Here is a 12,375-nt window from a genome sequence, read left to right as displayed (position 1 = left end):
TACTCCTGATATGGACGCATCCAAAGTCTTCTCTTCTGTCGTCACTTCCCTGCGCTTCCCTCTGATGCTACTGGTGCTACTGATACATACTCAGCCCATCGCACCTGAGACGCTAGGGGGAGACCATAGCCTATACATATACGTAGCTACACTCATCAAGGAGGTCTTCACACGCGTAGCAGTGCCTGCCTTCTTTGTCTTCTCCGGCTACTATGCCTTCAGAGGTAAAAATCTCGAGCAGACCTCAGTCTACCTGGCAGAGACGAAGAAGAGAATATGGACTCTCGTCATCCCTTACTTCCTTTGGAACCTGCTCTATATCCTTGCCACCCTCGTAGGGGAGTCACTAGCTAGTAGTATCGGTCTTGCTCGGACAGAAGCCTTCGTATTCTCGTGGAGCAGGCTTCCGGACTACTTCTGGTTCGAGTGTATCAATTATCCCCTCTGGTTCATACGAGACCTCATCGTCCTCACCCTCATCGCTCCGGTGACGCACTTCATACTGAGGGTGACACGGGGGTACTTTGTCCCGATATTCTTCCTACTCTGTGCCTTCGTCCCACTACCCTTCACCCTCATAGGTGCAGAGCCCCGCTCGCTCCTCTTCTATTCGATGGGTGCCCTCTTCGCTATGAAAGGCTGGGAGCCACTAGAGAAGCTGAAGCCCCTAGCTATACCCAGCCTCATCATCTGGGGGATCGGGACACTAGCTCTACCCTGTATCTTCACCGAGAGCTACTTCCGTGGGCTAGAGCTTCCCTACCTCGTCTGCTCTATCATCATCTGGATCCTGCTCTTTGCCCGCCTCGTAGAGCGAGCCCCTAAGTTCATCACCTGGCTACAAGGGCTAAACAAGTACGTCTTCTTCCTCTACGCAGCCCATTCAATCCTCATCATCGGGTTTGCCCGCTCCCTGCTGGCTCGAGTCTCCTTCCTATCGGAAAATGATCTAGGCCTTATCCTCTCCTACTTCCTCATTGCAGGCATCACCCTCTTCGCTGTCCTCGGTGTCTACTGGGTACTAGCACGGGTAACTCCCCGCATTCTCTCCGTCCTCTGCGGAGGTCGAGCCTCTTAGCTAAGAATAGGAGAAGCTCACTACCATCCGACAGCAAGCACCTCTCCCCCCGAGCTGACAGCCTCAGTGCACCGACCTACTCTCCTCGACCTTCTATACCTAATCTCCTCCAGAGCTTCTACCGACGTAGCCCAGGATCAAGAGTCCATATAGTACGAGGTGACAGCCCCTTTTCCACTCAATAGATCTCCCTATTTCCTCTAGCCTTGAAGCCTTACCCCCACTAGTCCTCGGGGGCCTGTCATAGGACTCCGAGGAGGGAAGAGTCGCCGATGAGGCGACTTTTTCATTAGGGGCAAGCGAAGAGGAGCGATTTCAGAGATAAATATCTATCTTTGTGGAGGCGTTGTGCTTGGCACGCAAAGTTCTGTGTGTGGCGTGTCAGGCTTAAAAGGGAATCGAGTGCGAATCTCGAACAGTCCCGCTGCTGTATGTGCATCATACCGCTCCCTACTGAGGATCCTTGGATCCGGCCACTGGAGGTTCTGTGTCTCTGGGAAGGATAGTAGGAAGACAGGGTGCATGAGTCAGAAGACCTGCAATGCCTTTTCAAAATGCTTCGAGGAAAGCTACAAGTGTGGGTTCCCTATACTTGGAATTCATTCCCCAAAGAGGATGTCCGCTCTTTTGAATCAAGTGGGCAACCGGTAGTTATTTGCCGTAATAATTTAGTGGATATGCCTCAGGTGGCGTCCAAGACGGTGGGGTACCACAGGTCAGGACTCCTTCCTGAGGCTTATTCGTTGGGAGAAATAATTACCCAATAGATTAAACCCTACGGCTCTCTTCCCATCTAACCCTCGTGCTGGGTACAGACTATAGCGGAGGTGCTGGACAAGCCCCCGCCTCATGCCTCGGTGGCATCAGTGAAGTACCCATCCGCTTACCTACGGGCCTTCCTGGGAAGGAGACCTTTGGGCTGGAGCTCCGCTCTAATAAGGAGCAGAGACCCTGCTACTCGGACACTCCGACAGCGTACACATAAGAATAGATATATCCATACAAGCTATCCACAGATCATGACACGTCGACGACTTCTCACGTCTTACCTTAGCCTAGTCCTCTCGGGAGTAGGTGTGGCGCTCTTCTCCTCCTGCAAGGGCGAGCAAAGCCAACAAATGGGTGCTCAGGGCCCGCAAGAGCTACCCGTGCGCACCCTCTTCGCCGGAGCCTTCTCCGCTGACAATAGTTATCCTGCCGTCATCCGAGGCGAGGATGATGCGGAGATTCGCCCCAAGGTCTCGGGCTTCATCACCAAGGTCTTCATCACCGAGGGGCAGAGCGTCCGTGCAGGCCAGCCCCTCTTCCAGCTCGACGACGTGACCTTCCGTGCTGCTGTCGCCCAAGCTTCGGCAAGCCTCTCCTCCGCCCAAGCTACCCTGGCCACGGCACAACTGAATCATCGCAACAGTCAAGACCTCCTGGCGAAGAACATCATCAGCGCAAGTAACTTCGAGGAAGTGTCTAACGCCCTGAAGAGCGCCGAGGCTAATGTCGCCGTAGCCAAGGCAGCCCTCACCTCCGCTCGTGAGAACCTCTCCTACTGTACCGTCACTAGCCCCGTCTCTGGAGTCGTAGGCTCGATCAACTACCGCATCGGTAACCTCGTCAGCCCACAGAGCACTTCGCCCCTGACGCAGGTATCCAATACCCGTCAGGCCTATGTCTACTTCTCCGTCTCTGAGCGTGAGCTTCAGACCCTCATGGGGGGCACGGGGGATTCTGCAGGGAAGCTCCCGAAGGTACGCCTACGCCTCTCCGATGGGAGTGAGTATCCAGCAGAAGGCACGATCCAGGGGGTCAGCGGTGTCGTCGACAAGGTGACGGGAGCGATCACCCTACGTGTTGACTTCCCCAACTCCGAGGGGCGTCTGCGTAGTGGCTCCACGGGGACGATCCTAGTGCCTACACAGACCGAGGGCGCTATCCTCGTACCTCAGACAGCGACAGTAGAGATGCTTCACAAGAAGTTCGTCTACACCGTCGACAAGGACGGCAAGCTCACCTTCACAGAGATCACAGTGAGCCCCGTAGACGATGGACAGAGCTATACCGTCACCAGCGGGCTGAAGGCAGGAGACCGCATCCTCGTAGCAGGTACCACCGGCGTCAAGGAGGGCGAGACCATCAAGCCCCTCACCGAGGAGGCTTATGCCAAACAGCAAGAAGCGATCAAACAGCAGATGATGGGTAAGGGTGCCTCCGCTGAGAAGCACTAAGCACCGCCCTAACAGGAAGCATATAGAGCAATGAATTTCAACCGGTTTATTACCCGCCCCGTACTATCGACGGTGATCTCCATCTTCATCGTCATCCTCGGGATCATCGGGCTCATACAGCTGCCCATCGAGCAGTACCCCAACCTAGCCCCGCCCACCGTGCAGGTCTCCACCGCTTACGCTGGTGCCGATGCACAGACGGTACTGAACTCCGTGATCATTCCCCTAGAGGAGCAGATCAACGGCGTCGAGGGGATGACCTACATGACCTCCACGGCTACCAACTCCGGGGGAGCTTCGATCACGGTCTACTTCAAGGAGGGCACCGACCCCGACATGGCTGCTGTCAACGTGCAGAATCGAGTACAGCAAGCCCAAGCCCTTCTCCCCGCAGACGTCGTCCGTGTCGGTGTGACGACGCAGAAGCGTCAGTCCAGTATGCTCCTCGTCTACTCCCTGACGAGTAAGGACGGACGCTACGATGCACAGTTCCTAGCCAACTATGCCGACATCAACATCCTACCCGCACTCAAGCGAGTGCCTGGCGTAGGGTCAGCCAATACCTTCAGCCAAGGCACCTATGCCATGCGCCTATGGCTTGACCCCGACAAGATGCGGGCCTTCTCCCTCATCCCTAGCGACGTCTCGGCGATCCTCTCAGCGCAGAACTTCGAGGCAGCCCCCGGTAGTCTCGGCGAATCAGGAGACCGCACCTATGAGTATTCGCTCCGCTACAAGGGCCGTCTGAAGAGCATCACCGAGTACGAGGACATCATACTCAAGTCCGATGCCTCGGGCAATATCATTCGCCTGAAGGATGTAGCGAAGATCGAACTGGGCTCCCTCAGCTACAGCAGTAATTCCCTCTCTAATGGTAGCCCCGCTATCACAGGGATGGTCTCCCAGATCGCTGGTTCTAATGCCAACGACATTGTCACGGCGATCAAGGCCGAGATCAAGGAGCTCGAGAAGGACTTCCCCCCAGGCATGGAGATGACCTACGTACTTGACGTCACGGACTTCCTCTATGCCTCGATCTGGCACGTCATCCAGACGCTCCTCGAAGCCTTCCTACTGGTCTTCATCGTCGTCTACCTCTTCCTCCAGGACTTCCGTAGCACGCTCATCCCTGCCATCGCAGTACCCGTATCGCTCATCGGCTCGTTCTTCTTCCTCCAGATCTTCGGCTTCTCTCTCAACCTCCTTACGCTATCGGCCCTCGTGCTGGCTATCGCTATCGTCGTGGATGATGCTATCGTCGTCGTCGAGGCCGTACATGCCAAGCTGGATGAGGGGTATGACTCCGCCCGCACGGCTAGTATGGACGCTATGCACGAGATCTCGGGAGCGATCATCTCCATTACCCTCGTCATGGCTGCCGTCTTCGTACCTGTGTCGTTCATCTCAGGGATCAGTGGTACCTTCTACAGAGAGTTCGGTGTCACGATGGCTGTCTCCATCATTATCTCCGCCGTCAATGCACTGACGCTTAGTCCTACGCTCTGCGCCCTGCTCCTCAAGCCTCACAAGGGGCATGAAGGGAAGAAGCTAAGCTTCATCGATCGCTTCCATCTAGCCTTCAACGCCGTCTACGAGAATCGTGTCCTTCGTCCCTATCGCAAGGGGGTCGAGTTCTTCGTTCGCCACAAGGTCACCTCGGGTATCATCGTGCTCGTGAGCATCGTAGTGATGGTACTGCTGATGAAGTTCACCAGTAGCGAACTCGTGCCTAGCGAAGATACCGGTACAGTGATGGTCACCGTCGCTACCCCTCCAGGCACAAGCCGAGAGAAGACAGAGAAGCTCCTCAAGGATATCGCCGACGTAGCTAAGGCACAGGACGGCGTCGAGCAAGTCATAAGCATCTCAGGCTTCAGCCTCGTGGGCGGGTCAGGCTCTAACTATGGCTCGATGTTCATCCGCATGAAGCCCTTCGGGGAGCGCAAGAGCACGACGAGCGAAGTAGCTAGTAAGCTCTTCGCCTACGGAGCGACGATCAAGGATGCTTCGGTGCTCGCCATGACGCCTCCTATGGTCCCTGGCTACGGGATGGCATCAGGCGTCTCGCTGACGATGCTTGACAAGTCGGGTGGTGCTCTAGATAAGTTCTTCGCCGAGACGCAGAAGTTCCTAGCTGCACTCAACGCTCGCCCTGAGGTAGCCTACGCTATGACGCAGTACAATCCTAGCTTCCCTCAGTACGTCATCGATGTCGATGTAGCCTCTACGATGCGTGCAGGCACTACACCCCAAGCTATCCTCTCTACCCTACAGGGATACTTCGGGGGGATGTACGTAGCGAACTTCAACAGCTATGGTAAGCTCTACCGAGTGCTCCTGCAGTCTTCGCCCGAGCAGCGTCTCGATATCAATGCACTGAGCAATATCTATGTGCGTACGGGTACAGGGGAGATGGCACCGATCACCTCCTTCATCACCACCGAGAAGGTCTATGGTCCTGCGAGCGTGAACCGCTTCAACCTCTATACCTCGATCGACGTGATGGCTTCACCTGCACCAGGCTACGCCACGGGGGACGTCCTGAAGGCTGTATCCGAAGTAGCCAGTACGACGCTCTCTGCAGGCTACGGCTACGACTACGCAGGGCTGACTCGTGAGGAGCAAGGCTCTTCGGATACGACAGCCCTCATCTTCAGTCTCTGTCTGCTCTTCGTCTACCTCATCCTGAGCGCTCAGTACGAGAGCTACCTCCTGCCCTTCTCCGTCATCCTCTCCATACCCTTCGGCCTAGCGGGCGCCTTCCTCTTTGGCAATATCTTCGGGCACACGAACAATATCTACATGCAGATCGCCCTGATCATGCTCATCGGGCTCTTGGCGAAGAACGCCATCCTGATCGTCGAGTTCGCCCTAGACCGCCGACGCACGGGTATGGCACTCACGTGGAGTGCTATACTCGGGGCTGTGGCTCGTCTTCGCCCGATCTTGATGACCTCGCTAGCGATGATCGTGGGGCTCCTACCACTGATGTTCGCTAGCGGTGTCGGCGCCAATGGGAACTCTACCCTCGGGGCAAGTACCGTCGGGGGGATGCTGATCGGGATGATCCTGCAGATCTTCATCGTCCCAGCCCTCTTCGTCGTCTTCCAGAGCCTACAGGAGCGGTTCAAGCCCCTACGTTTCGACGACATCATCACTTCGAAGCCCTCGGGTGAGGTCCTTCAGTTCTCCAATACCTCCAAGACCGAATCACAAGATGACGCTCAAGCATAGCCTCCCTCTCCTCGCCATCAGTCTCACCCTCACGGGCTGTGGCGTCTACAAGAAGTACCAGCGTCCCACGATAGACACCTCCGTCTACCGTGGCGACCAGATCGACACGCTGAGTAGCGATACCAGCTCGTTTGGTCAGACGCCCTGGCGCACGCTCTTCACCGATGCATCCCTACAGGCACTCATCGAGAAGGCGCTCCAGCAGAATGTCGATCTCCTCTCGGCTAATCTCTCTGCTCAGCAAGCCGAAGCACAGCTCAAGGCCGCCCGACTCTCCTTCTTCCCCTCACTCTCCCTCGCCCCGTCGATCTCGGCAAGCAAGACGGAAGATGTGCCTGCGACCTACAGCTATACCCTCCCTGTACAAGCGAGCTGGCAGGTGGATCTCTTCGGTTCGCTCCTCAATGCTTCACGCTCTACTCAGGCTCAGCTCCTACGAGCCCAAGCCTACCAGCAGCTCGTGCGTAGCCGAGTCATTGCGAACGTAGCCAATAGCTACTACACCCTCGTGATGCTCGACCGTCAGCTCCAGCTTAGCCGAACGGCTGCTACCCTTGCTGCCCACACCCTCGAGGTAATGCAGGCGCAGAAGGACTTCGGTCGTACAATGGAGTCCTCCGTGCAGTCTGCCCGAGCCAACCTCCACCAGGTAGAAGCTTCGATCCCCGAGATCGAGCGCCAGATCACCACGACGGAGAATGCCTTGGCACTTCTGCTCGGGGAGTCGCCCCGCACCTATAGCCGTTCGACGCTCGAAGCGCAGCAGCTCCCTACGAGCTTCGCTGTCGGCACCCCCCTTCAGCTCCTCTCGGCTCGCCCCGATGTACGTGTGGCAGAGATGGCTCTGGCTAGTTGCTACTACCAGACGAATAGCGCTCGATCGGCCTTCTACCCTTCGCTGACCATCAGCGGGAATGCCGGCTGGACGGGAGTCCTTGGACAGGCGGTATCCAATCCGATGAAGTTCATCGCTTCGGCCCTTGGCTCGCTTGCTCAGCCCATCTTCGCTCGGGGCAAGCTTGTCGCTGGCCTCCGTGTCGCAGAGGCCGAAGAGGAGAAGGCTCGCCTTGCCTTCCAGCAGAGCCTCTACAATGCTGGTGCTGAGGTGAGCAATGCCCTTGCCCTCTACCAAGCCTCCGAGGCCAAGGTCAAGACTGAAGCCCTACAGGTAGAGAGTCTCCAGAAGAATGTAGAGATCGTCGAGACCCTCTTCGAGACGGGGAAGACCTCCTCTTACCTCGAGGTCATCACCGCCCAGCAAGCGCTCCTTCAAGCCCAACTCTCCCAAGTGCGGGATAGCTTCAGCAAGATGCAGGCCGTCGTCAACCTATACAACGCCCTCGGTGGAGGAGCTCACTAACCCGCTATGATCCCAACTACAATGATCAGTCCACAAGCCTATATAGCTCCTGGTGCCAAGATCGGGGAGCGTGTGAAGATCTACCCCTTCGCCTATATCGAAGACGATGTAGTCGTCGGGGATGACTGCACCATATATCCCCACGTCAGCCTGATGAACGGCACCCGTATTGGTCAGGGCAACACCATCTACCAGAACGCTGTCCTCGGAGCTTCCCCCCAGGACTTCACCTGGCAGGGAGAGCCCTCGACCCTCATCGTCGGCGACCGCAATGTCATCCGTGAGAATGTCGTCATCAGCCGAGCTTCTCGCAGGGACATCACCACCCAGATCGGTAGTGAGAACATCCTGATGGAGGGGACCCACATCTCGCACAACTGCCTGATCGGCGATCGCAATGTCTTCGGCTATGCGGTGAAGATCGCCTGTGACTGCACCATCGGATCTAAGGCGATCTTCAGTAGCAACGTCACGGCCAAGCCCCAGTGTCGCATCGGAGATCTAGCGTTCATCCTCACGGGCTGTCGCTTCGGCGAAGACATCCCTCCCTACATCACCGTCAAGGACAATCCCGCCGTCTACGCAGGTATCCATGCCGGGATGCTCTCCAAGGCGGGGGGCATCGACGAGCGTACCCAGCGTCATCTAGCCATGGCCTATCGTCTCGTATTCAACGGGAAGATCAGCCTCTACGACGCCATCCTTCAGATCAAGGAGCAGGTACCCGACGGCCCTGAGGTTCGCCACGTCATTGAGTTCCTCAGCACCTCAAAATCCCTCATCACGAAGTGATCCACCTCCCTCGGGTAGCCTAGCTGAGCCCCCTAGGTCTCAGCCCTTCGCTACCCGCCTTCCCTCCAAAGAAATGGCAAGGTCCCACCCCGACGACTTCGTCGGAGCGGGACCTATTCTTTTGCCCTTCGTCCACCGCGCCCTTCTCTTCGGATCTTTTCCCCTCTACTCCCCACCTCACTCCAGCCCGCTTGCTGAGCGGGCTAGCACACCCCCAAAAACAACCCTACCGTAGATCGCCCAAAAAACCTACTGTAGGTCGTCAAGACGACCCACGGTAGGTCACATCGACGACCTACAGTAGGTCTTTTCGGCGACCTACCGTGGATCACTTTTTACCCCTTCCCCAGAACCTATGCAGGAGGGGATAAAGGAGCCCTTCCCTTCGACTCAAAGAAGTCTTTGGTCAAGTCCTTAACCTCCCCCCGATGCTTATCTCGGGGGAAATCTCGACCTTTGCAGGAAGAAAAGGAGGGGAAGCACACGTACTCCCCTCGCCATATCATCACCCGCCATTCATATGAAACATCTGATCATGACCCTCATCTCTACCCTGGGCCTTTGCTCGGGATCTGCTACCGACGAGCCTATCCAGCTCCTTGCCCCTAAGGCCTTCATCGCCGCTGCCCAGGCAGACAGCACCGCTGTCATCCTCGACGTGCGCCGACCCTCCGAATTCGCCGAAGGTCACCTAAAGGGAGCTATCCTCCTCGACTGGCTGAGCGACAAGACCTTCCTCGAAGGGCTGGAGAAGCTCGACAAAGAGCGCACCCACTACATCTATTGCCGTAGTGGCAAGCGTAGCCATGCGGCCGCCACACTGATGCAGTCCCGTGGCTTCAAGGTCGTAGAGATGGAAGGAGGCTACCTCAACTGGGTCTCCGAAGGTCTCCCCGTAGAGAAGTAAGCCCTCAGCACTAGAGCACTATGATCAAGATCTATGGAGTAGCCTCCTGCCCCGACTGCACCCACGTCTGGGAGCAGGTCCAAGGGGATGCACGCTATGAGATCATCGACTTCGGCCTCGATGTACGGGAGCTGAAGGCCTTCCTCAAGCTAAGGGATCACCTATCCCTCTTCGACGAAGCTAAGAAGCGAGGAGCCGTGGGCATCCCCTGCTTCGTCCTCGAAGATGGCTCCGTGACCCTCTCACCCGAAGAGGCGGGACTGCAGAGTCGTCCGCCCCTGGAAGGTGCCGCCTGTAGCCTCGATGGCTCGGGGTGCTAAGCATCTAGATCGCCTCATCCGCTGGATGGGGCGATCTTCTTTTATCCCCTCCACGCTTGTAGGTAGATGACTTCGTAGTCCCACGGGCGGGATCTACCTATATGTAGGGAAATTTGGGACTTACGAATCTGGAGCATCGCATTTACGTACTTTTGCACATACCTCCTGCTTTAGGAGGTATTCCCCAGTCATGCCCTCTCAAAGCTAAGAGAAGCGAGGTATGACCCTTCATTATACTGATGACTTCATGATATCCAGACATCTATCCCTCATGCTCGTACTGGGAAGTATGAGCTTACCCGCTCTAGCACAGACCGAGGCTACCGACCGCACCCTCGATGGAGTCACTGTCGTCGGGACTCGTATGCCCGAGGTCAAGCAGAATGCAGCTGCTAGCATCACCATCATCTCAGCCAAGCAGATCCAAGAGATGAGCCAGATCTTACCTGACATGCAGGCGATCGTCGGCTACTTCGTGCCTGGCGTACCACCCACGGGGAACTCCGTCAACGAGCGCTACAATACCCTCCGAGGGCGTAGCATCCTCGTCCTCATCGACGGCATACCTCAGTCCACCCCGCTCCGTGCTACTAGCCGAGATCTACGCACCATCGATCCCTCCGCCGTCGAGCGTATCGAGGTGATCAAGGGCGCTACAGCGATCTTCGGGAACGGGGCCAATGGGGGGATCATCAACATCATCACCAAGCAGAACAAGGAGCATCGCCCCGTGGGCGGGATGGCGACCCTAGCCTATACCGATCACAACTTCTTCAAGACCTCGGAGAAGACCTCAGGCTACCGAGCCGGCGGTCAGATCTATGGTGAGGTAGGAGACTTCAGCTATCTAGCTAGCGGTACCTTCACTCAGACAGGCTCGCCTATCAGCGCTGGGGGCGTCTACCTCTCACCTCGCTACGGGCTGGGAGACACGAAGAGTCTAAATGCTCTGGTGAAGTTCGGCTATGCCTTCAGTGAGCGTACCCACCTCGAGGCGATGTACAATCTCTTCCGCTCCGAGCAGCAGAGCCCACTCGTCGCTTCGGGAGGGAAGTACCTCGTATCGCCCCGCATCGGTGTGCCAGGGAAGCAACCTGCAGAAGCCATCCCCGAAGGGATACCCCACAACCACAATGCCTATATCAAGCTGACCTCTCAGGAGCTATTCAGCCACACAGATCTCGAAGTATCGATCTTCGCTCGTGGTGTCAAGGTCATCACCGACTACCGCAAGCACAATCCTAAGAGCCCTCGCTGGGAGGAGACCAGTGGGCAGGCACTGACCAGGGCGCTACAGACAGGTGCACGGGCACAGCTCCTCTCCCGCCTTCGCCCGGCCAGTGAGACGACCCTCCATCTCCTCTATGGCGTAGACTTCCTCCTCGACAAGACCAGCCAACCACTAGTCGACGGAAGGTACTGGGTGCCCGAACTCAAGGCGTATAACTATGCACCCTTCGCCCAAGGGAAGCTGAATCTGGCCGATCGCTTCACCCTCAAGGCTGGTGCACGCTACGACTGGATCAATGTCCAAGTCCCCGACTACGACGTACTGCGTGTACGTAAGACAGACCCTCAGATACACGTCTCTGGCGGGACCCTACGCTATCGCAATCTGTCGGTGAACGCTGGGCTGACCTACAACGGACTACACTCATTCCAGCCCTACTTCGCCTACTCCCAAGGCTTCTCTATCTATGACCTAGGGCGCACCCTACGCTCAGCCAAGTCCGATGTCCTCGGTAAGATCGAGACCGACCCCGTACGTACGCACAACTATGAACTAGGCTTCTACTCTCCTCTGGAGCATCTCTTCGGTGAGGGGACACGCCTAGATCTCCAGGGAGCCGTCTACTATACCTATGCTGCCCTCGGGAGCGACCTCAAGAGTGAGAATGGCTTCTGGGTCGTAGACCGATCCCCCCAGCGTATCCTAGGCGTCGAACTCTCGGCTGATGCCACGCTCAGCCCTAAGCTCTCCGTAGGAGCTACCTTCTCTGCTCTGGAGGGATACAAGGAGACGAGTAAGGGAGCTTGGTCTACCTACATGTCTGGGCAGTCCATTCCTCCGCTGAAGGTCACCGCTCATGTGACCTACCGTCCGATCCAGGCGCTATCTCTGCGACTCTACGGACTACATACGGGGCGACGTGCTCGGTTCACCCCCGCCACCCCAGGAGGGAATGACTACCAGGAGGCCGAAGGTCCCGTCCAGCCCATCACCCTCGTAAGTGGACAGGCTAGCTATGCTCTAGGACACTTCACCCTCGGGGTAGGGGTAGAGAACCTCCTCAACACGAGCTACTACCCCGTCCAGTCACAGCTCGTCGCCCGTGACGCTGAGTACGTCCAGGGCAATGGGCGTATGACGACCCTCTCCCTCAGCTATCGCTTCTAGCATACTCCATATACGCCGTGGGGCAGTCTCCTCCAGCTGGAGACTGCCCCACGGCGTATATATATGG

Annotated in this window: 8 protein-coding genes and 1 riboswitch; all 8 genes read left to right on the top strand. The window is 56.9% G+C overall.

What is annotated here, in order from left to right:
* Positions 1-10: 10 nt before the first annotated feature.
* The 8 genes from HMPREF1556_RS08110 to HMPREF1556_RS08070 all read left to right on the top strand — a co-directional run bounded on the left by HMPREF1556_RS08110 (position 11) and on the right by HMPREF1556_RS08070 (position 12,308).
* On the top strand, positions 11-1,078 hold the full coding sequence (locus tag HMPREF1556_RS08110) for an acyltransferase (protein ID WP_021667951.1): 1,068 nt from the start codon (positions 11-13) through the stop codon (positions 1,076-1,078).
* A 329-nt stretch (positions 1,079-1,407) separates the two neighbouring features.
* Positions 1,408-1,637: riboswitch (cobalamin riboswitch) on the top strand.
* A 460-nt stretch (positions 1,638-2,097) separates the two neighbouring features.
* On the top strand, positions 2,098-3,297 hold the full coding sequence (locus HMPREF1556_RS08100) for an efflux RND transporter periplasmic adaptor subunit (protein WP_044125411.1): 1,200 nt from the start codon (positions 2,098-2,100) through the stop codon (positions 3,295-3,297).
* 30 nt (positions 3,298-3,327) lie between these two features.
* Positions 3,328-6,531, top strand: a complete 3,204-nt coding sequence (locus tag HMPREF1556_RS08095) for an efflux RND transporter permease subunit (protein WP_021667948.1) — start codon at positions 3,328-3,330, stop codon at positions 6,529-6,531.
* The gene (locus tag HMPREF1556_RS08090; RefSeq protein WP_021667947.1) at positions 6,515-7,891 is read left to right on the top strand and encodes an efflux transporter outer membrane subunit; all 1,377 of its coding nucleotides are present in this window, start codon (positions 6,515-6,517) and stop codon (positions 7,889-7,891) included. The genes HMPREF1556_RS08095 and HMPREF1556_RS08090 overlap by 17 nt, the downstream gene beginning before the upstream one ends.
* 6 nt (positions 7,892-7,897) lie before the next feature.
* Positions 7,898-8,683, top strand: coding sequence for an acyl-ACP--UDP-N-acetylglucosamine O-acyltransferase (gene lpxA / locus HMPREF1556_RS08085; RefSeq protein WP_044125410.1), 786 nt, complete (start codon positions 7,898-7,900; stop codon positions 8,681-8,683).
* Between the two features lie 520 nt (positions 8,684-9,203).
* Positions 9,204-9,590 (top strand): rhodanese-like domain-containing protein, encoded by a 387-nt coding sequence (locus HMPREF1556_RS08080; protein ID WP_021667944.1) that lies wholly within the window; start codon positions 9,204-9,206, stop codon positions 9,588-9,590.
* Between the two features lie 20 nt (positions 9,591-9,610).
* The gene (locus HMPREF1556_RS08075) at positions 9,611-9,910 is read left to right on the top strand and encodes a hypothetical protein (RefSeq protein WP_021667943.1); all 300 of its coding nucleotides are present in this window, start codon (positions 9,611-9,613) and stop codon (positions 9,908-9,910) included.
* A 247-nt stretch (positions 9,911-10,157) separates the two neighbouring features.
* Complete coding sequence (locus HMPREF1556_RS08070) at positions 10,158-12,308, top strand: TonB-dependent receptor (protein ID WP_044125512.1); 2,151 nt, start codon at positions 10,158-10,160, stop codon at positions 12,306-12,308.
* The last annotated feature ends 67 nt before the right edge of the window (positions 12,309-12,375 follow it).

It is taken from the genome of Porphyromonas sp. oral taxon 278 str. W7784 (assembly GCF_000467855.2).
Taxonomy (GTDB): domain Bacteria; phylum Bacteroidota; class Bacteroidia; order Bacteroidales; family Porphyromonadaceae; genus Porphyromonas.
Note: the sequence above shows the minus strand (reverse complement) of the source record. Positions and strands in the feature narration are given on the sequence as shown.

Bases quoted from the DNA above. Each gene is read 5' to 3' on its own strand.
- HMPREF1556_RS08080 (WP_021667944.1), top strand. From the start codon at position 9,204: ATGAAACATCTGATCATGACCCTCATCTCTACCCTGGGCCTTTGCTCG.
- HMPREF1556_RS08095 (WP_021667948.1), top strand. From the start codon at position 3,328: ATGAATTTCAACCGGTTTATTACCCGCCCCGTACTATCGACGGTGATC.
- HMPREF1556_RS08075 (WP_021667943.1), top strand. From the start codon at position 9,611: ATGATCAAGATCTATGGAGTAGCCTCCTGCCCCGACTGCACCCACGTC.
- HMPREF1556_RS08070 (WP_044125512.1), top strand. From the start codon at position 10,158: ATGATATCCAGACATCTATCCCTCATGCTCGTACTGGGAAGTATGAGC.
- HMPREF1556_RS08090 (WP_021667947.1), top strand. From the start codon at position 6,515: ATGACGCTCAAGCATAGCCTCCCTCTCCTCGCCATCAGTCTCACCCTC.
- HMPREF1556_RS08100 (WP_044125411.1), top strand. From the start codon at position 2,098: ATGACACGTCGACGACTTCTCACGTCTTACCTTAGCCTAGTCCTCTCG.
- lpxA (WP_044125410.1), top strand. From the start codon at position 7,898: ATGATCCCAACTACAATGATCAGTCCACAAGCCTATATAGCTCCTGGT.
- HMPREF1556_RS08110 (WP_021667951.1), top strand. From the start codon at position 11: ATGGACGCATCCAAAGTCTTCTCTTCTGTCGTCACTTCCCTGCGCTTC.